Source organism: Cellulophaga sp. RHA19 (genome assembly GCF_002813425.1).
In the GTDB taxonomy this organism is placed as follows: domain Bacteria; phylum Bacteroidota; class Bacteroidia; order Flavobacteriales; family Flavobacteriaceae; genus Cellulophaga.
This window is the reverse complement of sequence record NZ_PHUL01000001.1, coordinates 452,177-474,885: the sequence shown is the minus strand read 5'-3', so window position 1 is coordinate 474,885 and position 22,709 is coordinate 452,177. Positions and strand designations below refer to the sequence as shown.

General features: G+C 32.1%; 19 protein-coding genes. 6 read left to right on the top strand and 13 right to left on the bottom strand.

What is annotated here, in order from left to right:
• Nucleotides 1-14 precede the first annotated feature (14 nt).
• A complete protein-coding gene (gene metG / locus AX016_RS02055) occupies nucleotides 15-2,093 on the bottom strand; it encodes a methionine--tRNA ligase (protein WP_100894023.1) in 2,079 nt (692 codons plus the stop codon).
• A gap of 169 nt (nucleotides 2,094-2,262) precedes the next feature.
• Here metG and AX016_RS17170 point away from each other — a divergent pair, with 169 nt between their 5' ends.
• On the top strand, nucleotides 2,263-2,433 hold the full coding sequence (locus AX016_RS17170) for a hypothetical protein (protein WP_157811061.1): 171 nt from the start codon (nucleotides 2,263-2,265) through the stop codon (nucleotides 2,431-2,433).
• A 63-nt stretch (nucleotides 2,434-2,496) separates the two neighbouring features.
• Here the strand turns inward: AX016_RS17170 and AX016_RS02050 are convergent, their stop codons facing one another.
• Together AX016_RS02050 and AX016_RS02045 are read right to left on the bottom strand one after the other, a co-directional pair.
• Nucleotides 2,497-4,218 carry a DUF1501 domain-containing protein gene (locus AX016_RS02050; protein WP_100894022.1) on the bottom strand — a complete coding sequence of 574 codons (1,722 nt, stop codon included), beginning with the start codon at nucleotides 4,216-4,218 and terminating at the stop codon, nucleotides 2,497-2,499.
• A gap of 9 nt (nucleotides 4,219-4,227) precedes the next feature.
• Nucleotides 4,228-5,718 (bottom strand): DUF1800 domain-containing protein, encoded by a 1,491-nt coding sequence (locus tag AX016_RS02045; RefSeq protein WP_100894021.1) that lies wholly within the window; start codon nucleotides 5,716-5,718, stop codon nucleotides 4,228-4,230.
• Nucleotides 5,719-5,913: 195 nt separating this feature from the next.
• Between AX016_RS02045 and AX016_RS02040 the strand changes: the two genes are divergently transcribed.
• The gene (locus AX016_RS02040) at nucleotides 5,914-6,273 is read left to right on the top strand and encodes a YraN family protein (RefSeq protein ID WP_100894020.1); all 360 of its coding nucleotides are present in this window, start codon (nucleotides 5,914-5,916) and stop codon (nucleotides 6,271-6,273) included.
• A 155-nt stretch (nucleotides 6,274-6,428) separates the two neighbouring features.
• Nucleotides 6,429-7,088, top strand: a complete 660-nt coding sequence (locus AX016_RS02035; protein WP_100894019.1) for a hypothetical protein — start codon at nucleotides 6,429-6,431, stop codon at nucleotides 7,086-7,088.
• An 11-nt stretch (nucleotides 7,089-7,099) separates the two neighbouring features.
• Here AX016_RS02035 and AX016_RS02030 read toward each other — a convergent pair whose 3' ends face one another.
• From AX016_RS02030 to AX016_RS01990, 9 genes are all read right to left on the bottom strand, one after another.
• Nucleotides 7,100-8,416 (bottom strand): TlpA family protein disulfide reductase, encoded by a 1,317-nt coding sequence (locus AX016_RS02030; RefSeq protein WP_100894018.1) that lies wholly within the window; start codon nucleotides 8,414-8,416, stop codon nucleotides 7,100-7,102.
• An 83-nt stretch (nucleotides 8,417-8,499) separates the two neighbouring features.
• Nucleotides 8,500-11,796: a transcription-repair coupling factor gene (gene mfd, locus AX016_RS02025; RefSeq protein WP_442861206.1), complete on the bottom strand. Its 3,297-nt coding sequence runs from the start codon at nucleotides 11,794-11,796 to the stop codon at nucleotides 8,500-8,502.
• 90 nt (nucleotides 11,797-11,886) lie between these two features.
• On the bottom strand, nucleotides 11,887-14,559 hold the full coding sequence (locus AX016_RS02020; protein ID WP_100894016.1) for a carboxypeptidase-like regulatory domain-containing protein: 2,673 nt from the start codon (nucleotides 14,557-14,559) through the stop codon (nucleotides 11,887-11,889).
• 20 nt (nucleotides 14,560-14,579) lie between these two features.
• Nucleotides 14,580-15,263 (bottom strand): GLPGLI family protein, encoded by a 684-nt coding sequence (locus AX016_RS02015; RefSeq protein WP_100894015.1) that lies wholly within the window; start codon nucleotides 15,261-15,263, stop codon nucleotides 14,580-14,582.
• 24 nt (nucleotides 15,264-15,287) lie between these two features.
• Nucleotides 15,288-16,028 (bottom strand): GLPGLI family protein, encoded by a 741-nt coding sequence (locus tag AX016_RS02010; RefSeq protein WP_100894014.1) that lies wholly within the window; start codon nucleotides 16,026-16,028, stop codon nucleotides 15,288-15,290.
• Nucleotides 16,018-16,728: a GLPGLI family protein gene (locus tag AX016_RS02005; protein ID WP_100894013.1), complete on the bottom strand. Its 711-nt coding sequence runs from the start codon at nucleotides 16,726-16,728 to the stop codon at nucleotides 16,018-16,020. The genes AX016_RS02010 and AX016_RS02005 overlap by 11 nt, the downstream gene beginning before the upstream one ends.
• Entirely contained in the window at nucleotides 16,712-17,425 is a 714-nt protein-coding gene (locus AX016_RS02000) for a GLPGLI family protein (RefSeq protein WP_100894012.1), read from the bottom strand. The genes AX016_RS02005 and AX016_RS02000 overlap by 17 nt, the downstream gene beginning before the upstream one ends.
• A gap of 94 nt (nucleotides 17,426-17,519) precedes the next feature.
• Complete coding sequence (locus AX016_RS01995) at nucleotides 17,520-18,278, bottom strand: GLPGLI family protein (protein WP_100894011.1); 759 nt, start codon at nucleotides 18,276-18,278, stop codon at nucleotides 17,520-17,522.
• 48 nt (nucleotides 18,279-18,326) lie between these two features.
• Nucleotides 18,327-19,052 (bottom strand): GLPGLI family protein, encoded by a 726-nt coding sequence (locus AX016_RS01990; protein WP_100894010.1) that lies wholly within the window; start codon nucleotides 19,050-19,052, stop codon nucleotides 18,327-18,329.
• 235 nt (nucleotides 19,053-19,287) lie between these two features.
• Here AX016_RS01990 and AX016_RS01985 point away from each other — a divergent pair, with 235 nt between their 5' ends.
• A complete protein-coding gene (locus AX016_RS01985) occupies nucleotides 19,288-19,710 on the top strand; it encodes a tellurite resistance TerB family protein (RefSeq protein WP_100894009.1) in 423 nt (140 codons plus the stop codon).
• A 73-nt stretch (nucleotides 19,711-19,783) separates the two neighbouring features.
• On the opposite strand, the gene fbp is transcribed toward AX016_RS01985, so the two are convergent.
• On the bottom strand, nucleotides 19,784-20,794 hold the full coding sequence (fbp, locus tag AX016_RS01980; RefSeq protein WP_100894008.1) for a class 1 fructose-bisphosphatase: 1,011 nt from the start codon (nucleotides 20,792-20,794) through the stop codon (nucleotides 19,784-19,786).
• Between the two features lie 113 nt (nucleotides 20,795-20,907).
• Here fbp and AX016_RS01975 point away from each other — a divergent pair, with 113 nt between their 5' ends.
• A complete protein-coding gene (locus AX016_RS01975) occupies nucleotides 20,908-21,387 on the top strand; it encodes a GNAT family N-acetyltransferase (RefSeq protein WP_100894007.1) in 480 nt (159 codons plus the stop codon).
• 37 nt (nucleotides 21,388-21,424) lie between these two features.
• Nucleotides 21,425-22,675, top strand: a complete 1,251-nt coding sequence (locus AX016_RS01970) for an aspartate kinase (protein ID WP_100894006.1) — start codon at nucleotides 21,425-21,427, stop codon at nucleotides 22,673-22,675.
• Nucleotides 22,676-22,709 lie beyond the last annotated feature (34 nt).

Below are 22,709 nucleotides of genomic sequence, written 5' to 3'. Positions count from 1 at the left end.
TATAAAATTACAAATTAATTAATTGTTTCTCCACTATTTACACCATCTTCATCTGGATTTACAAAAACTAATTTGCCGTCTGCATTCTCTGTCATCAAAATCATTCCTTCACTATCTACACCACGTAATGCTCTTGGTGCTAAGTTTACAAGTACAGTTACTTTTTTACCTACAATTTCTTCAGGAGTAAAGCTTTCTGCAATACCAGAAACTATAGTACGTGTATCTAAACCAGTATCTACTTTTAAAACCAATAACTTTTTAGCTTTTGGCATTTTTTCTGCTTCTATTATAGTACCAACACGCATATCTAACTTTGTAAAATCGTCAAAAGTAATGGTGTCTTTTTGTGGAGTAACCTCTTTATTCATTTGTAGGTTTGCTTTTTTTGTAGCTTCTAATTTTGCTAGTTGAGCTTCAATTTCTTTGTCTTCAACTTTTCTAAACAATAACTCTGCTTTGTTAATTGTATGTCCGGCTGGTAATAACACATCTAAGGTAGAAACGGTGTTCCATTCTACAGTTGTATCTGCAGCAGCTACATTTAAAATATTTTTAAGTTTTGTTGATGTAAACGGTAAAAAAGGTTCACTTAAAACGGCTAATGCAGATGCTATTTGTAGCGCAACATACATTATGGTTTTTACACGTTCTTCATCTTGTTTTATTACTTTCCAAGGCTCTTCGTCTGCTAAGTATTTGTTACCAAGTCTAGCAAGGTTCATTAATTCTTGTCCGGCTTCTCTAAATCTATATCGTTCTAAAGAGCTAGAAATTATGCTTGGGTATTTTTTAACCTCTTCTAAAGTAGCTTTATCAACGTCTGTAAATGCAGCAGGTGTTGGTAAAACACCATTGTAATATTTGTTTGTTAATACCACAACTCTATTTATAAAGTTACCAAAAATGGCAACCAACTCGTTGTTATTACGTGCCTGAAAATCTTTCCAAGTAAAATCGTTATCCTTAGTTTCTGGTGCATTTGCAGTTAATGTATAACGCAACACATCTTGCATGTCAGGAAAATCTTCTAAATACTCATGCAACCAAACGGCCCAGTTTTTAGAGGTTGATAATTTATTACCTTCTAAGTTTAAGAATTCGTTTGCAGGTACATTTTCAGGTAGAATAAAATCTCCGTGTGCTTTTAACATACTCGGAAAAATAATACAGTGAAATACTATATTGTCTTTACCAATAAAATGAAGCATTTTTGTATTCTCGTCTTTCCAGTATGGCTCCCAGTCTTTGCCCTCGCGAGCAGCCCACTCCTTTGTAGATGATATGTAACCAATAGGAGCATCAAACCAAACATAAAGTACTTTGCCTTCTCCGCCAGGTACCGGAACAGGAATTCCCCAGTCTAAATCTCTTGTTACTGCACGTGGTTTTAAACCGTCATCAATCCAAGATTTACATTGTCCGTAAACGTTAGGTTTCCAATCGTTTTTATGTCCTTCTAAAATCCATTCTTTTAAAAAGTCTTCGTATCTATCTAAAGGTAAAAACCAGTGTTTTGTTTCTTTTAATGTTGGTACAGCACCAGATATTGTAGATTTTGGGTTTATTAACTCGGTAGCATTTAAGGTAGACCCGCAATTTTCGCATTGGTCACCATAAGCCTCTTCATGACCACATTTTGGGCACGTACCAATTACAAACCTATCTGCTAAAAATTGCTTAGCTTCTGCATCATACAATTGCTCTGTAGTTTCTTCTATAAAATCACCCTTGTCATATAAGTTTTTAAAAAACTCAGAAGCTGTATCATGATGTACTTGTGCAGAAGTACGCGAGTAATTATCAAACGTAATACCAAAATCTAAAAAAGATTGTTTAATAATTGCGTGGTACTTATCTATAACTTCTTTAGGTGTAATACCTTCTTTTTTGGCTTTCATAGAAATGGCAACACCGTGCTCATCACTACCACATACAAATGCAACATCTTTATTTGTGCCTCTTAAATAACGTGCATAAATATCTGCAGGTACATATACACCTGCCAAATGGCCAATATGTATTGGTCCGTTTGTATAGGGTAATGCTGCTGTAATTGTATATCTGCTTGGTGTTTTAGTTTCTTGTGCCATTAAAATTGAATTAAGCTGCAAAAATACATTTTTAGCTAGCAGTACTAAAGAAAAAGATTGAAATAAATGTAAAGGTTGGTGCCCTTAATACTTAAAAATAGTTGTGATACACCGATTAATTAAAATATAAGACGTACTTTTTAGTTGTAATAGTATAAAATGTAATCATATGAGTGGCAAACCAGTACACAAAGATATTTTAAAATCTGTTGATTTAGATAAATTAAAAGATGTTCCTAAAAATGAAGAAGATGTAACTAGAGTATATAAAAATAAAAACTCTAGAGTTAAAAAAGAGCTCGACTTTAAAACAAAAAAGAGCAATACTAAACTGACATAAAAAAGCACCTAAAATTAAAATAATAGGTGCTTTTGAGTAACAATTAATTGTAATGTAAACTGATTAAGATACCATTACAGATTTGCTCATTTTCTGATTTTGAACACTTATTCTGTAAATATATTTACCAGTAGCAAGGTTTACAGGTATGCGTTCTCTTATGTTAATTTCTTGATCTCCTTCTGTAGTCATAGCGTTGTACACTGTTCCTAAGTTTTGACCTAAAATATTATATAACTGTATGTCTACGTGTGCAGTAAAAGGCATTTCTAAATGTATAGAAGGGTTTCCTTTTGTTGGGTAATATGGTTTATGTACAATAACATTTTCTGGTATTGGTTCAGGTTCTGTTGGGTCAGTAGGGTCAGTGCCACCATCTCCAGGTCCTGGTAAAACAGGATTTTCATCATCTATAGCAATATCTGGAAAATCTTCTCCGCTACAATTAAAACCTAAGTTTACAGGTACGTAAGGACGACCTAAAAGATGTTGTTCTACTAAATTTCTTGGTACACATAGCCATTCTGCTAAAACAGTACCGTAAAGGTCTCTAAAGTCCATTGTGTACTCTAAGTTTCCTCTTTCATTAGGATCTTCTAATGAAGGATGATCACCAACAAAAGCACTACCGTTTAATCCTGATCCAAAAAATAGAGTAGGACTAGCTTTACCGTGATCTGTACCGTTAGATCCGTTTTCATATATTCTACGTCCAAACTCAGAGAAGGTCATACTTAAAACCTTATCATCTTGATCTGTACAGGCTAAGTCTTGATAAAAATCGCTTACTGCAACAGATAAGTTGGTCATTAGTCGTTCATGTGCTAATGGTTGATTACCGTGCGTGTCAAAACCACCCATAGAAATCATATATACTTTTGTACCTAAATTTCCTTTAATAAGTTTAGCTAGTACAGCTAATTGTTTAGCAAAACTATTGTCTTGGTATTCTATGCTACAACCTAAGGCTTCACCACGTTTGTAAGCCTCGTGTATTGTTCCAGAATACTCATAAGTTGTATTTGCAACGCCTCTTAAAAACTTAAGTTGATCGTCATACATACAACCATCAAAAAGAGCTGGATCTAAGGCAAAATTATCACCTGTTTCTGCAATTTTCTCTAATTGATTAATATTACTAGTTACAAAGGCATAATTTGTTTCTTCACCTTCAAATACCAAGCTTCCGTATTGTCCTATTTGTATAGCTGCTGGTGCAGGTGGTGGACTCATAAGATAATCAGGAAAACACTCTTCAAAGTGTCTACCCATCCAACCAGTTCTTGTTCCTGTAAATCCAGTAGTATTTAAATCTGTATTTGCAAAAATATCTGACCCTGTAAAGTGAGAAAGACTTTGCCCTTCATAACCAACGCCGTGTACAGCCTTAAATTGACCTTCTCCCCACATACGCTCTAAAGGCGCCATATAAGAAGGAACTCCAAAATTATCAGTTAATTTTAATACTTTACTTTCTGGTATATATATGTTTGGTCTTGCGTTAGCATATGTGTCATATTGCTCTATAGGTATAACGGTACTTAAACCATCATTACCACCTGCAAGTCTAATTAATATTAATATTTTTCCGTCTGCTTCTGCATCAGCTATAGCAGTAGCTAAAGGTGATGTAGCCGAAGCATTAAGTACATTACTACCTAGTAGCATAGATCCAGAACCAACCATACCCATAGCTTGTAAAAAAGAACGTCTGTTCCATTTTTTATGCTCTAAGTCATGAGCCTCTTTGTCTGCATGTTGTACTTTAGAATTTGTATCGCACATAGTAAGTGGTTATTTTAATTGAAATTCTGGTTGTCTAATAATGTGTAGTAGTAGTTGGTATACCTGAACATCTGCTCCTGGGTAATAAAGACTCCAAGATCCATCGCCATCAGGTGCTGCGTAATATTGTACTAAAGCATCATCTCTAAAAACATCATAGACATTTTGTTGTTCGTCTGCAGCTATACCTTTAGGTAATAGTTTGTCTAAAATAGCCTGAGTTACAACATCAGGATTACTTTCTGTAGATGCGTTTGGAGTTACAGACACTGCAAAGTCTCTAAATTGCTCTGGGTTAGCATTCCATGCGTTTTGTAAAAATAATTCTGAGGATAACCAACGACCAATCATAAAATTGGTGTTAATCCATGTTCTATCTCTGTACCAGCCTTCTACTCCGGGTGGGTTAAATAACTCTTGACCTATTAATCTGCAAATATTTTCAACACTTGCAATTGTATCGTCATCGTATGAGAATTGGGTCTCGTTTATCAAATTAATATAAATATCAAACGGACTCTTAATAATTACACCTAAAGCTTCTTCGTCAAAAAAGTGTTCACTTTTAAAAAGTTGAGAGAGTACTGGTGCTAATTCAAAATCATTAGCTCTAAACGTTGCAGCTAAACCTTGTATTATTTCTTCAGCATTACTGCCAGAGGTGTCATCTGAGTCTGGATGTATAAAAAACTCGTATAGTTTTTTACAAATAAACCAACTAATCTCATTGGGTCTTTGTGTAAACAAGTTATCTATAACACCATCATAATCAAAATTAGCAGTTTGCCCAAATATTGTTTTACTTTCTGCATCATGTTTTTCTGGGTCAAATGTAACTGGAGTATAACTTTCCTCACCCCTTTCTACATATCCAGTAAGAGCTCTTGCTGTTTCTATAATATCTTCTTCGGTGTAATTATTACCTTCACCTAAAGTAAAAAGTTCATATAATTCACGAGCGTAATTTTCATTAGGGTTATTACCATTATTAAATACGCCATCTAGATAGTACAACATTGCATCTGTTAAACCTATTTCGCTAACAAATGTTTTAAAGTTGCCAATAGAATTACGTTGTAGGCAATCTACATAACGATATAATAAAGGGGCGGCTCTATAGTTTCTGTATTCAGTAACAAAATGGTTGCTCCAAAAGAAACTTAAGCGGTCTCTAAGGTTATTATTTATTAAACCTGTTATGTATAAATTATAAAAATCGTCTTTTTGCTGATTTAATATAGGATTTCTTAAATCGCTATCTTCTGGGTAATCTGCACCTGTCCAGTTTGCCCATTCTGGTGCTGCAATTTCAGGCATACTAACTGCTTCAGCTATTAAGTTATCTATATATGAAGAAACTGGTTGTCCAATGGCAGCATTTATAGTATCTACAGAGGCACTAAAACCTAATCGTCTGTAAAGGTGTTCTGCCTTGTTTTTATCTAAATTACCACCTATGGGGTTTAGCGATGCAGTATTGCAATTCACAAAATATGCCATAATTATTGTTGCATTTGTATTGTTTGGTTATTAGGTCACGTGTTTACTTTTAACGTTAAAATATACAAATGAGTATATAATTAGTTAAAAAAGTTAACACGCTCACTTTATTAGTTACGTAAAACAGAAAGTTTTAGATGATGAAAAGCTTTTTTTTTCGGTAAAATACACTAATTTGTATGTTAAATTTAAATTTTGGGAGATCACAATCAGTTTGGTAAAGAAGGAGAAAAGCTTGCTGTACAGTTTTTAAGAGACAATGGGTACACTATTAAACATCTTAATTACCGCTATCTAAAAGCTGAGGTTGATATTATTGCTCAGCAAAAAGACACTTTGGCAATTATAGAGGTAAAATCTAGAAGTAGTGATGCGTTGCAGAACATTGCCGATACTGTAACAGCAAAAAAAATAAAACTTCTTGTTATGGCAGCAGATCATTATGTGTCTGATAATGATTTAGATGTAGATGTTAGATTTGATATTATCACAATCTTAAAAAATGAAGATAATTTAAAAATTGAGCATTTAACCGACGCTTTTTATCATTTTTAAAAAAAGAGACACCAATTTTTATTACATTGCAATTGTTACATTTAAAACAATTTGTTATTTTTGAACTTTCAAAAGACATTTTTTATTCTAAATAAGTCTAATAAGAATAGTTTTTTAACCAGATTAAGAGCAAACAACCAAACCCCAATAACAAGATGAAAACAATATCATCAGTAGTAGAAGAGTATATTAAAAAGAAACCCTTTCTACAAAGTGCTTTAGCACAGAGTATTATTAATTTAACTTCCTTATCTAGAATTATTAAACCAGAAATAGAGTCTGAGTTAGGGAAAGATATTAGAAACGGAGCCATTGTTATGGCCTTAAAACGATTATCTGATGATTTAGAGTTTAGAGCTACTCACAAAATTGTAAAGGTTCTTAAAAATATAGGTGAAATTACTGTAAGGTCTTCTTTAACAGATTTTACTTTTTTATTATCTGATTCTATTCTTGATAATCAAACTAATTTATTAAAAGAGGTTAATAAAAATAAAGATGTTTTTTACACATCTTCTAGAGGAGTAAATGAGCTAAATATAGTTGTAAACAATACATTAGATAAGACGGTTGAAGAGTTGTTTAAGCACGAAAGGTGTACGCAAAAGGCCGAAAATTTATCGTCTATAACTGTAAAGCTACCAGCAGAAAACGTATCTGTACCTGGTATTTATTACTTTATTTTTCAGCGTTTGGCTTGGGAAGGTATTGTACTTTTTGAGGTGATTTCTACCACAAACGAATTTACCATTTTAGTAAATGATGAGCAAGTAGACGTAGCCTTTAAAACTATTAAAGATCTAAAGGCCTTGTAAGTCTATTTTTATTATTTCTTTTTTAAATATTCTAGAGCCTCTTTGTAAGTCTCTGGTTTATTTACAATTCTTTTGTCTTTATCTAAAATAAAGTAGGTAGGTGTAGCAGAAACATTATATAAATCTGCGTATTTACTATCCCATTTACCAAGGGCTAAAGCGTGTGTAAAGCTTTTTAGTTTAGCAGATTCTGTGTCCCAATAATTGTACTCGTCCTCTAAACCAACAGCTAGTACTTTTACATTAGGTAGTGTTTGCATTGCTTTGTTTAATTCTGGTAGTTCTTTTAAGCAATGAGAACATGTACTGCTCCAGAAAACAACAACGTAATTATCTGCTCCAGATAATTTGCTAAGACTATTTTTGCCATCATTCCAAGTAATTTCAGGTGCTTTTGCGCCAATTCTTAATCTAGTATGTGCATCTATATTTTTAATAATTTCTTGGTTGTTAGTTATGTTTCCAAGTTTTTTAAGGTAATTAGTGGTTATAAAGTCTGATGTTTTATCATACTTAGCACTGGCAGCATAAATCCACATATCATAAAAAAGGCTAAACTTAAATGTCTCATGAACACCATCTAGTTTGCTAGCTACAGTTTGTATATTTTGCTGTAAAATTGTCTCAGTTTCATCTTTTGTAACTTTATTTAACGGTAAAGATGTGTACACATAATTTAATGTTTTATCTGTTAAAAACGAAGATGCTTGTAGCTGTTTGTTTTTAAAATCTATTGCCGAAAAATAATTTTGCTTTTTATGCTCAACAAACTCATATATTGTTTCATGTTTTTTTGCAATGTATGGCTTGTTGGCTTTAATAAAATTAAGTGCAATTAAACCCTTAGCATCAGTTTCATACCTAGCTTGTGTGCTATTTATTTTATTATAAAGCTTTGCTAGTTCTTTTTTATTTGTACTGTTAGATGTGTAAAAATCTATAACCTGCTTTTGCAAAGCATTAATTTCTAAAAAATAACTGTTTACTATTTTATTTTCTTCTGATGTAGTATACGTTGCACCATCTTGAGCATTAAAATTAAGTACAATATCTTCTTTGCCATTGTATAAAACATCAAAATTAAACTCTTCTTGTGGTACAGCATACACCAATCTATAAGTTCCGGCAGCTGCGTTGGCAGGTAGCTCTAGTTTAAATTTACCATCTTCTATTTTAGTATCAGCAACATAAACTTGTGTGCCAGGTTTAAGTTGGTATGCAATAAGCCAAGTATAGTCTTTAGCTGGTGAAAATACGCCAGATATGGTATGTTGTGCTGTTACAGATACAGCAATAAGAGCAAATAATAATGTTAGTGTTTTTTTCATAGTATGCTTTTTTAGCAATGGTTAATGCTTAGTTATTTAGCTTATTTTCAAAAACCGAACCAAACTGTGTATTTGCATTTGTTTTAATGCGTATTAAAAGGAGCTAAGCTTTTTAATGCTTTTTCTACTGTTGTAATTTTATCAAAAACCAAAAGTAAGCGTAAGCCGGCTCTGGTTTGTTTTTCTTTCATTTTACAAATTGCGGTATTGGCTTGTACAAATTGTAATACTTTAGTGAATTTAGGACTTTGGTAAAATCCAGATTGTTGATCTGCTATAAAATACCCAATCATTTTACCTTTTTTAAGTACAATTTTTTCTAAACCTAGGCTATTTGCAATCCATTTTATACGAACCGAGTTTAGTAAGTCTTCAACAGGACTAGGTATTTCACCAAAACGGTCTACTAATTCTTTTTCAAACTTAACCAAACCTTCTTCTGTGGTAATTAAGTTTAATTGAGTGTATAAGTTTAATCGTTCTGTAACATTATTTACATAATCATCAGGAAATAAAAGTTCAAAATCCGAGTCTATCTGGGTTTCTTTTACAAACACTTTGTCTTTGCCTTCTACCTCTTCGTATAAATCTTTAAACTCGTTTTCTTTTAATTCTTCTACCGTTTCTGCAAGTATTTTTTGGTATGCATCAAAACCAATTTCATTAATAAAACCACTTTGCTCACCACCTAAAATATCACCTGCACCACGTATTTCTAAATCTTTCATTGCAATATTAAAACCACTACCCAATTCTGTAAATTGTTCTAATGCTTGTATACGTTTACGAGCATCGTTACTCATAGAGTCATAAGGTGGTGTAATAAAATAACAGAAAGCTTTTTTGTTGCTACGCCCAACACGACCACGCATTTGGTGCAAATCACTTAAACCAAAATTATTGGCATTGTTTATAAAAATAGTATTGGCGTTAGGAACATCTAAACCACTTTCTATAATAGTTGTAGATACTAAAACATCAAACTCGCCATTCATAAAAGCAAGCATTAAAGTCTCTAGTTTTTTACCGTCCATTTGTCCGTGACCAATGCCAATTTTAGCATCAGGAACCAAACGCTGTAACATACCAGCAACCTCTTTAATGTTTTCTATACGGTTGTGTATAAAAAATACTTGTCCGCCTCTTTGTATCTCGTAAGAAACTGCATCTCTAATAGTGTCTTCTGTAAAGCGTACAACGTGGCTGTCTATTGGGTATCTGTTTGGTGGTGCTGTATTTATTGTAGATAAATCTCTGGCAGCCATTAAACTAAATTGCAACGTTCTTGGTATTGGTGTAGCAGTTAATGTAAGTACATCTACATTTTCTTTAATAGACTTTAATTTATCTTTTACAGCAACTCCAAATTTTTGCTCCTCATCTACAATTAGCAAACCTAAGTCTTTAAAAACTACGTTTTTATTAACTAATTGGTGTGTGCCAATAATAATATCTACTTTACCTTCTGCTAGGCGTTGTAGTGTTTCTTTTTTCTCTTTTGCAGTTCTAAAACGGTTTACATAATCTACCGTTACAGGCATATCTTTTAAACGCTCTGCAAATGTTTTATGGTGCTGAAAAGCCAATATAGTTGTTGGTACTAAAACAGCTACTTGTTTGCCATTATCCACAGCTTTAAAAGCGGCACGTATAGCAACCTCTGTTTTACCAAAGCCAACATCACCACAAATAAGGCGATCCATTGGCCTATCACTCTCCATATCTTTTTTTAGATCTTCGGTGGCCTTACTTTGGTCTGGGGTATCTTCATAAATAAAAGACGCCTCTAACTCGTGCTGTAAATAACTATCTGGAGCGTATTTAAATCCTTTTTTAAGTCTACGGTTGGCGTATACTTTAATAAGGTCAAACGCAATTTGTTTAACTCTAGTTTTGGTTTTTTGCTTCAGTTTTTTCCAAGCACCAGAACCTAGTTTAAATATTTTAGGAGGCTTACCGTCTTTGCCGGCAAATTTAGATATTTTGTGTAGTGAGTGTATGCTTACGTACAACACATCTCGCTCACTATACATTAATTTTATAGCCTCTTGTTTTTTACCTTCTACATCTATTTTTTGTAAACCACCAAATTTACCAACACCATGATCTATATGTGTTACATAATCTCCAATATCTAATTTGGTAAGTTCCTTAAGTGTTATAGCTTGCTTTTTAGCGTATCCATTTTTAAGGTTGAATTTATGGTAACGTTCAAAAACTTGATGATCTGTGTAACAGGCAACTTTTATATCATCTAAAATAAAGCCCTGAAAAAGAGGTAATACAACTGTTTTATAGTGTACATCTTGTTCTACTTCATCAAAAATATCATGAAAACGTTTTGCTTGTTGCTCTGTGGCACAAAAAATATAATTGGTATAGTTATTAGCGTGATTTTGATCTAGGTTTTCAATAAGCAAGTCAAACTTTTTATTAAAAGACGGCTGTGGTTTAGAATGAAAAACAATAGATTTATCTGCATTTGTTGCTGTTTGATGAATGCTTATAACATTAAATGCATCAAACTCTTTTTTTAACTGATTAGAATCTACAAACAACTCCTTAGGTTGAGCGTGTTTTAGCTCACCTGTAAGTTTTGTAAAAGCTTCTTCTGCTTTTGCGTAAAGAGAGTCTAGTCTGTCGTGTAAAAGCTCTGTGTTTTTAGAAAAAATGACAGTTTTAGAAGCAATGTATTTTAAAAAGCTTTCTCTGGTTTCGTCTAAAAATTTATTTTCTACATTGGGTACAATAGTAATTTTAGTGACTTTGTCTGTAGACAATTGTGTTTCTACATCAAAAGTTCTAATGCTATCTACTTCATCACCAAAAAATTCTATTCTGTATGGTACATCATTAGAAAACGAAAAAACATCTACAATACCACCACGAACCGAAAATTCTCCAGGTTCGGTAACAAAATCTACACGTTTAAACTTATACTCAAACAACACTTCGTTTAAAAAATCTAGGGTAATGGTGTCATCAACCTTAATTTTTAAAGTGTTTTTATCTAGTTCTTTACGGGTTACCACTTTCTCAAACAACGCATCTGGATAGGTAACTAGTAATGCTGGTTTTTTACGCGAATTAATTCGGTTTAAAACCTCTGCACGTAGCAGTACATTAGCATTATCTACCTCGTCTATTTGGTAAGGCCTGCGGTAACTACCAGGATAAAAGAGCACATCTTTTTCGCCTACCAATTGCTCCAAGTCATTTAAATGGTAAGCCGCCTCTTCTTTGTCGCTAAAAACAACCAGAAAAGGGGTGTCTGCTTCTTTAAAAGTTTCAGCTATTACAAAGGATAGGGCAGAGCCTGTTAAACCTGTAAGTGTTGTGTTTTTTTCATTTTTGGCAATAGTAGTTTGCAGTTTCTGCATTTGCGGAAGCTGTGCCAACGATTTTAAAATGAGAGATTTTCCCAAAAGTCAATACATTTTTTGCAAATATAAAGCTACAATTTTAAACAATTAGAGTTTGTAGCTAATTTTAAAAAGTACAATGCGTGGTAAGATAAAGGTTTTACTATCGCTTATTAAAAATGTACTAAAAGAATTGTCTTGCTTAAACTGTGTGTCAAATAAATTAGTAGCTTTAATTTCAAAACCCCAAGGGCTATCTTCTTGTTGATAAAAAAGAGAAACCATAGCATTGTCAAAGCTATTATCTATGTTTCGGTCTTTATTCACATAATTATCAAAATTATATTCTGCTTTTAAGGTAAAATCTTCTAGAAGAACATAATCTAAATAGGTGAAAAAATTGGTGCTTCTATACTTGTTTTTCCCTACAGATGTGTTGTAGTCACTATCGGTTTGTGTGTAGCCAACCTCTAAATTTGGGCCTTTTTTAAAAATAGTCTCTAAGCTCACGGTATTTAAGAACCTCCCAGAGGTGTTTTTTTGTGTCTCTGAGTTTACAAGCTGGTAAAAATTACTGTAGTTGTAGGAGCCTCTATATTTAGCCCTTATTTTTTTTATTCTTTTATTAAAATTGCCACTAAAGTACCAGTCGTCTTCTGGTTGTGTAAACAGTATTAAAGAATTAAATTGGTTAATGCCTTGCAACTGCGTTTCTCCTTTTAACTGCTTTGTTTTTTTATTGTATCTAACATTTAAGTTGTAAAATAAACCACGCAATAAACTTCTTTTAGAGTAGTTAAAACTTGTGGTATGAAAAAACTCATTTTCCAAGTTAGCATTGCCTCTAAAAACCGAATTGAAATTACGGAGTATAAAATTACTTGCTAGGTTATTTACAGAAGGAAAACGAGCATTTGCTTTGTACTTAAAATTTGCTTTTGCGCCGTTTTTAAATTTAATTTCTGTGGTAAACTCTGGTGTAAGTACCGTTTTTGTATTGGTTGTTTTTGTTTGTAGTTGATGTAAAGACCAATTAAAATAATGCTGATATACGGCAGGTTTAAACGTAAAAATACCAGTTCTAAATTTGTATTCTAAACCAACATAAGTGTCTATAAAATTATGCTGTAGGTTGTTACCAAAATCGGCAGTGTTAAAATTGTTTATTTCTCCGCTACTTAAGAGCTGTACATCTTCATTTACAAAAGAGTTAAAGGTTGAGTTTACACCCAAACTAAAATACAAATGGTTGTAGTTGTTTAACACCCAATAGTCTTTTACAATGGCATTTACACTGTGTGTTTTTACTTCTTTGGTTTGTTGTATGTTATACACATCATCTGCCTGTAACGGAATTAATCCTTGTAGTATTTCTTTATCTGTTTGCCAATTTGTGTTGGGCTTGTCTATGGTGTAATTGTGTGTAGCCTCTAAAGTGCCGGTGTGGTTGTCTGTTAATTTACGACTATAGGTTACGTTTTGTTTTAAGGTTAGTGCATCTATATCATTAGCGGTACGTATGCTATTGGTGTTTGTTGGGCTGTTTGTGTTAATAGAGTTTAAACCATTGTTGTTGGTTAGTTTTACAAACGTATTAAAGGCAAAATCCTCTTTGTATGTTGGGTCATAATCTAGTGTTATTTTACCAATGGTAAAAAAGTTATTGGCATTGCCAGTGGTGGTTCTGTTTTCTGTAAAAGGATCGTTGTTGTTTTGGTAAATATTCTCGGTTTGGTTTTCTGTATCGGTATCTGTTTTAGATGCAATAACATAGCCACTAATATCTGTGGTGCTATTTATAGCTTGGCGTAGATTAAACGCACCAAATTTTTGACTACGCTCTTTAAAATTATTGTTGTTTAAAAACTGACTAAAGTCTGACTGAAACAAACTAGACATACTGCCAGAACCAGCCAGTATTTTGCTAAAACCGCCTTCAAACTCCATATAGTCGCTAAACGTAAATGCTTTTTCGCCAGTATTGTTTACGTCACCAATAAAATTAATGTTGGTTTTAGGACTGTAGTAAAATACATTTGGGTGTATGGTGTACCTGTCTTTATGGCCCGCAGCAACATCTAAATCTCCAAACAAAAAGCGTTTTTTATCTTTTTTAAGTTTAATGTTTAGTGCCATTTTATCTGTGTCTTGCAACCCTTTAAGCATAGCAATTTCACTATAGTTATCTATAACCTCTATTTGGTCTACTACATTGGCAGGTATGTTGTTTACCGCCATTTTAGTGTTTCCTGTAAAAAAGGGTTTGTTGTCTACCAAAACATTGGTAATTTTTTTACCGTTAGAGGTTACATTACCTTCCCTGTCTACCTCTAAACCAGGTAGTTTTTTTAAGGTTTCTCTTAGTTTGCGTTCTTTACCATTGGTAAAGGCATCTGTATCATAAACGGTAGTATCTTCTTTAACCTCTATAGGTATTTTATAGGTGACCTCTACACCGTCTAAAGTGTTTACATCTTCTTGTAAAACAAAATTTTTAGTGGTTTTTTCTGTTGCTGTAGTGGAAACTACTAGTTTTTTATAGCCTATATAGCTAATGTTAATTTGGTAGGTATAGCCTTTTTGCAAACGTAAAATATAAGCACCTTTTTCATTGGTTATTGCAAAAGCAGTTTCTGCATCATCACTATCTGGAAAAGCTAAAATATTAGCATTAGGCAAAGGACTTTGCACGCTGTCTTGCACAAAGCCTTTGTATGTAATTTCTTGGCTGTATGCAATAAATGAAATAATGAAGAATATAAAAAATAGCTTTTTAGTCATAAAATGAGAACTTGATTTTTTTAATTCCTAAGAGGTGGATTTAAATTATCATATTCTTTTTTCGATATCTTTTTTCCTTTTGTGGGCTTTTTAATTTCATTTTTTTTCTTAGATAATAAATTTACCTCTGTAGCAGAGATTAATATTTTATCATCCTGTAGCTCTAATATTGTTCCTGGCAGACCAAAATAACCTCTAGGACCAAAACTTCCTTTAATTTGAGGAGTATACCAAGCGGTTACCCTTTTTATAAAACTCCCTTTGCTGTTTACTACTGTGTATTCTGTTACAGCCCTGTAGCAGGTATATTTTCCTATCTTTTTATTTTCTTTTTTTAATACCCAATTTGGCTTTTCTAATGAAACTAGATATAAGTCTCCGTATGCTAGAGATTGAAGAATAAACTCATTGGTGTTTATGTTTATATAATATTTTTTTGAAGCTCCAAAAAATATACCGGCTATTTTACTGTTTATACCATCATCCAATAACTCATCTAGCTCGTAAAAAGACTCATTAGTATTAAAAGTTAGTTTAAAATTTAAAGTTGTGTTTAGTAGTGCATTGTTAACGTCACTTAGTGTATTGTCTTTGCTGCTGTCCCCAAATGCTTTATTAGTAGAAACCTTGTATTTAATTGTGCTATTTTGAGAATGAATGGCAACTGAAATAAAAAATATAAGTAGTAATACTATTTTTTGCATAGTTATAGGTATCTAAAATTTCTATTAGTTATTTTGCTTACTAGCCTCTGCTAGTTCTTCCCACTTCTTATTAGCTTGTTCTTGGGTAATTATTTTATTTAAATTGGACACTGTAATATTTACACCTTTTGTTGGGTTTAAATTTATTTCGGTTGCCGTCATTGTAAATTTATCTGTCTTAATCTTTAAGACTAAACCTGGTAAACCAGTATATAATTTAGGACCAATGCTTACAGGTATTTCTGTGGTAAACCAAGCTTCTACTTTTTCAGTATAATAATGTCCTTGTCTGCTAAATAAAGTTTCAGTTACCAATGCTTGGTTACAAACATATTTGCCAATTTTTTTTCTTTTATTAGTTATTTTCCATTGTAGAGGTTTTCTGTCTATTGTTCCTACGTATTGGTTTATTTCTATAATATTATTTGCTTTTATATTTCTATAAAAGGGCATTTTACCTATTAAGCTCGATGTTGGATTGTGCCCTGTTTCCAATTCAATAGCATCATTGTAATAAAAATACGATTGATTATTTTTAAAATGTAAATAGTAATCTACGTCAGCAGCACTTCCATATTCATTTTTGGCAAATTCTTTATGAGCATGAGGTATATTTTTATTATTGTAAATTGTCTTTAATACGCTATCTATATAAGTTTTGTTTAAAGATCCATTATACATAATAATACCGCTCAGCTCTTGACTATAAGTAAAGTTGCTTAGTAGAATCAATGCTAATACAATTTTTACAACACTATTTTTCATCAAAAAAACCTTTAAATCTGTTATTAAATTCTTCTTGTGTTAGTTTAATACCGTCTACTGACTTTTCTATAATTTTATCTTTATTTGATAACTGTATTTTATATGCTTTAAAAAAGAATTTACCTTCGTACAACTCCAATATTATGCCTGGTAGACCATTGTAATCTTTTGGGCCATATGGTAAGGGAAAATCTAAAGTATACCAAGCCGTTATTTTGGTTAGTTTATTGTTTTTATCTAAAAGAGTTGCTTTGTAACAATTGTACTTCCCTATTTTTTTTGAAGCATTTAAAAGCTTCCATTTTTTAGTGTTTTGAGTAATTAAAAAAGTATCTCCTCCTAATTTTAACTGTTTAAGTAAAGTGTTATCTTTTGTGTTATAGTAGAATATACTTGCACCGCCTGCTCCAGTAGTAACTAAGTTAAGTTTTTGTTTGCTTTCATCATACAAGCTTTCATTTTTTTGATAGGTAGATAATTTGCTATTAAAATTTAAAGCGTAACTAACTTCTTTAGAGTTTTTTAATATTGCTCTTGTACTAGGGTTATTTGTTTTAGAAATGTTTTTAATTAATTCTGGAGCTAAATTAACTGTATATGTAATACTGCCAGACGTTGTTTTTTGCGCTATTACACTAGTAAAGCACAACACTAGAAACATAACGTTTACAACAATACTATGTTTATCTTTTACGCTCATCTTTACGATCTTGATAGAGTTTGTCACCAGCTTTTTTATACTCGCTTGCAGACATATTATTTTTCTCTTTTGGCCACTTTATAACAATTGCTTTTTTAGGGTTTAGTTTTATCTCTTTGGCTTTGTAAGTAGCCATTAAGCCATTTAATTCTAATATTAGGCCTGGTAACCGACCTACGTAATGGTTTGGACCATAAGCAAATGGTATTTCTGGTGTATACCATGCTACTACAGTAACATCTCCTTTAGGTACTGTTTTTACTTTTGTTGCCTTATAGCATAAAAAATCTCCTATTTTTTTAGTTTCTTTAGTTAGGTCCCAATCTTCATTTTCTATTGGAGCATCAATATTTATACCTGCATCTGTTTTTATTATCTGTTTTTTTTCAGATAAAGATGTGTAATAAGTTCCTTTGTTTCCAGAAATAATACTGGCTAAATTTTCTAAATAACTATCTTTTACAGCTAATTTGTTGTCCACATTAAACTTTGCATATGCTGCGTTAAACTGAAGTTTGTAGTTTACGTTTGCTGCAGCTTTACTTACTGACATCATTAACGCTTTTAATTCTTCCTTGCCTTTGTAACTTTCATCTTCTTCCTTATTCAAAGCAACATTATAGGTTATAGTACCGCTATGTATTTGAGCTAAAGAAAGAAAAGGAAGTAGTAAAATTAAATAGAGTAAATGTTTCATATATAGCCTGTTGTTTATTGATGATGACCTTGCTAATATAAAACTATATTTTTAGTTTAAAAATAATTTGTATTCTTTTTCTTTATTAATGTGTTTACTTTCGACTTTTTTTACGCATTAGTTCTATGGCTATTTTATTTAGTTCTCCAAGAGATTCTATATGTTTACCATCGGTAGGTTTTGTAAGTAGTTTATTTTTTTTACTCTGTAGTTTTACACCTGTACAGTATATTGTTTGTTTAGGATTTAGCTTTAGTTCTAAAATAAGTCCTGGTAAACCATTGAATTCTAAAGGTCCAAAATAATAGGGTATTTCTTTACTAAACCAAGCTTCTATGGTATTGTATTTCTTAGTCCTCTCATTTTTTTTTAATAATGTTGCTTTGTAGCATGTGTAGCCAAGTATAACTTTTGTTGTATCAGTAATTTTCCAAGGCAGATTTTTGTTAATATTGGCTATAAAGGTTTCTCCAGAAAAAGTAACAACTCTTAATTTTTCATTGTTTTCAATATCTGAATAATAAGTACCACTATAAGTGGCATTAATCATAGTTCTGGTAATACGGTCTACATTAGTATATATTTTATCTTGTTTATAAAACAGAGATTTTTTGTTATTAAACACTAAGTTAAAATCAATTAGTTCATCCGCTGTTTTTATAGATTGTTTAATCTGATCTCTAGTATGTGAAGGTTTTTTTGTTGGGTCTACTACATCTATTTCTGGATGTTTACTCTTATAAGTAGCCATACCTTTTTGTATTTGAGCATTTGTAATTGATATACAAAAGAGGATGGTAATAATTAGAAATCTTTTTTGGTAATGAAACTTACTTTCTTTAATCAATATCATTTTTAAAGTTTTGTAATAAATAAAAAAGAAGGTTTACGTGTACCTTAATTAATATTTTTGCTTTGCTGTAGAGGCTAATGTTTTTACAATGTCTAGAAACTCTTCATTAGAGTTAACGTAAGTTCCTTCTGTAGGTTTTGTAAATAGTTTATTTTTTTTAGTCTGTAGTTTTACATTTGTGCAGTATAATGTTTGTTTAGGGTTTAGCTTTAGTTCTAAAATAAGTCCTGGTAAACCATTGTACTCGTCTGGGCCAAAATAGTAGGGTATATCTTTGCTAAACCAAGCTTCTACAGTATAGTCTTTTGTTGTTTTTTTATTTGTTTTGGTAAGTGTGGCTTTATGGCAAGTATAACCAAGTATGGTTTTGGTTGTGTCTTTAATTTTCCAAGGCTGTGGTTGGTAAATGTTTACAATAAATTTTTGATTATCAAAAGAGGTCGATTTTAATTTTTGGTTGGTAGCTATGTTACTGTAATAACTACCTTCGCTTAATACTTCTATAATACCTTTAGTAAACTTGTCTAGGTTTGCATATAGTTTTTCTTCTCTGTAAAAAACAGACTCTTTATTATTAAAAACCAAATTAAATTCTATGAGCTCTTGGGCTGTTTTTATAGACTCTGTTAGTCTGTTGCCCATTGCAGATGGTTTTTTTGTTGGGTTTACTACATCTATTTTCGGGTGTTTTAGTTTATAGGTGGCTTTTCCTTTTTGCGTTTGAGCGCTAATAATACTTAAACTAAAAAAGATGAGTAATATAAAATGCTTCATTACTTATGAGGTTGTTATATTATAAATATAAGTAAAATCTTACATTAAAACAAAGCGGTTACTTTTTACTGCGTTAGTGATAGTAGTGAATAACCCGCAGCTTTTTGCGAGGATTAGTAACGTATAGCACGGCGTTAAAAACAGCTGTTTTGACGAACGCCCAAAATAATTTTAAAATTTTGAAGTTCTATAATTGCAAAAAATTATATTTGCAGTCTAAATTAAATTATAAATTATGTCTTTTAAAGATTTATACGGTAATAGCCAACATAGAAAAAATGTTGCACACTTTGCATCTATTGCTTCTTTAGCAAGTGTAGATGGTGAGGTTAATGATGCAGAGCAAGTTGTTTTAGACCGTTTTGCACGTAAATTAGATATTACTGAAACTGAGTACAAAGAGGTAATGAAAAACCCAGGGAAATACCCAATAGATCCGCCAACAAGTTTAGACAGACGTTTAGAGCGTATGTACGATTTGTTTAAAATTATATTTGCAGATCATAATATTGATGATGATGAGCGTTTGCTTATTAAAAAATATGCTATTGGTTTAGGATATTCTAATGAGTCGGCAGATCAGGTAATTTCTAGATCTATAACTATTTTTGGTGGAAAATTAGATTTTGAAGATTATGCTATGTTTGTTAGAAGATAAACAAATAGGCTTACAAGTATAAAAAAAAACGAGGCTTTTGCCTCGTTTTTTGTTTTTATAGCTTTTAAGTTTATTATTTACTTGCTTTAGCAATAAATTCTTCTGCTTTTTCTACCATTTTTGTGCTACCACAGAAAAAAGGTACACGTTGGTGCAATTCTGTTGGCTTTAAAGCCATTATACGCTCTTTACCATTAGTTGCTTTACCATTTGCTTGTTCTGCTAAAAATGCCATTGGGTTACACTCATACAACAAACGCAGTTTACCTTCATGGGCTTTACTACTTTTTGGATACATATAAATACCACCCTTTATCATATTTCTATGAAAATCTGATACTAATGAGCCAATATACCTAGAGGTGTATGGCCTGTCTCCTTCTTCTTGCTGGCAATATTTTATATAATCTTTTACGCCTTGCGGAAAGTGTATGTAGTTACCCTCGTTAACAGAGTATATTTTACCTGTTTCTGGAAATTGCATATTTGGGTGAGACAAGTAAAAAGTACCAATTGCTGGGTTTAATGTAAAACCATTTACACCATCACCTGTTGTATATACTAACATTGTAGATGTGCCATAAACAATATAACCTGCTGCTACTTGGTTATCGCCTGGTTGTAAAAAGTCTTCTATTGTTACTGGTGTACCAACGGGAGTTACTCTACGGTATATAGAAAAAATTGTACCCACAGATACGTTTACATCTATGTTAGAAGAACCATCTAATGGGTCTATAAGTACAATATATTTGTTTTGGTGTTGCTCATCTTGGCTATTAATGCTAATAAAATCATCTTCTTCTTCCGATGCAATACCACAAACAATTTCTCTGTTTTTTAGCGTTTGTATAAACTTTTCGTTTGCTAAAACATCTAGCTTTTGTTGGTCTTCTCCTTGTATGTTAGTATCGCCAGCAGCGCCTAATATATCTATTAATCCTGCTTTGTTTACCTCGTGGTTTACCACTTTTGCGGCTAAACGTATGGCGTTAATTAGTTTAGAGAGTTCCCCAGAAGAATATTGAAATGAGGATTGGTTTTCAATGATAAATTCTCCTAAAGTCTTGTTTTTTTTGTCCATCAATAGCTGTGTTTTATTTAAGTACAAATATCGATAATTTTGTGATACTACAACGTTTTCGTTATTTAAAGTCGCTTAAACGTGTTACTTTGCAGTTTATTAGAAGAAAAATTATGGAGTTTATTACTAGAGATGCAACCAGAGAAGATATGCCGCAAGTACTTAATTTAATTAAGGAACTGGCACTTTTTGAAAAAGAAGCAGAAGCGGTAGAAGTTACTGTAGATGATTTAATTTTAGATGGTTTTGGAGATCATAAATTGTTTCACTGCTTTGTTGCAGAGGCAAATAATGAAATAGCAGGTCTTGCTTTGGTGTATAACAGATATTCTACCTGGAAAGGTCCTGTTTTGCATTTAGAAGATTTAATTGTTACTCAAAAAATGCGTGGTTCTGGTTTAGGAACTTTGTTATTAAATGAGGTTATAAAATACGGCCATAGTCAAGGTGTAAAACGTATATGTTGGGAAGTTTTAGATTGGAACGAGCCAGCTATTAAATTTTACCAAAGTAAAGGTGCAGACGTAAAAAGAGATTGGGACGTTGTACATTTAGATGAAAAAGGAATTGAAAATTACATAGCTAACCTTTAATACATAGGCTAGTTAATACAAAATATAAGATAATAAAATGAAGATTTTTAAATTTGGTGGCGCTTCTGTAAAAGATGCTACTGGTGTAAAGAATGTTGTAAATGTGTTACAACAAGTTGGGCATACTAACACTTTGGTAGTTGTTTCTGCAATGGGCAAAACAACAAATGCAATGGAAGATGTTGTAAATGCTTATTTTAATGATAAGGCTGCTTTACCAGCAACAATTCAAGAAATTGTTGATTTTCATACAAATATTTTAAATGATTTGTTTGACAATAAACAACATGAAGTTTATGCTAAAGTTAAAGTTTTGTTTGATGAGGTACAGGGCTTTTTAGCGTGGAACAAGTCGCCAAAACGTAGTTTTGTGTACGACCAAGTTGTTGGTTACGGAGAGTTGCTTTCTACTACTATTTTAAATGCATATTTAAACCAAGTTAATATACAAAGCAATTGGTTAGATGTTCGTGAGTTTATAAAAACGAGTGATAATTATAGAGACGCAATTGTAGACTGGGACAAAACACAAGAGAAAATTACTGCTGGTATAGATAAAAGCAAACTAAACATAACGCAAGGTTTTTTAGGGAGTGATGATAATAACTTTACAACTACTTTAGGTAGAGAAGGGTCTGATTATTCTGCTGCTATTTTGGCGTATTGCTTAAATGCTACAGAGGTTACTATTTGGAAAGATGTACCTGGTGTTTTAAATGCAGATCCAAGGTATTTTGAAGAAACACAGTTGTTAAACAAAATATCATACAGAGAAGCAATAGAACTTGCATTTTATGGTGCGTCTGTAATTCACCCAAAAACATTACAGCCTCTACAGCGTAAAGAAATTCCGCTGCGTGTAAAATCTTTTTTAAACCCATTAGATGCAGGAACTACTGTTGGTAAAGGTGAAGGAATAGAACCAAAAGTACCTTGTTTTATTATAAAAAGAGATTTGGTTTTAATGAAACTTTCTTCTTTAGATTTTTCTTTTATTGTAGAAGATAGTATTAGTGAGTTGTTTAAGTTGTTGCATGACCATAAAATGAAGGTAGACTTAATTCAGAACTCTGCCATTAGTTTTTCTGTGTGTGTAGATAATAAGTTTGATCAGTTACCAGATTTACTTAACAAACTAAAAGGAAAATTTAAGGTAAACCACCAAGAGGGAGTTTCTTTATTCACTATTCGTCATTTTAACACAAAGGCTATAGAAAGTATACAAAACGGAAAAGAAATTTTACTTGAACAAAGAGCTAAAGAAACCGTACAACTAGTAGTAAAGTAACATATTGTTGGTATTAAAATAACCTACATTGTTT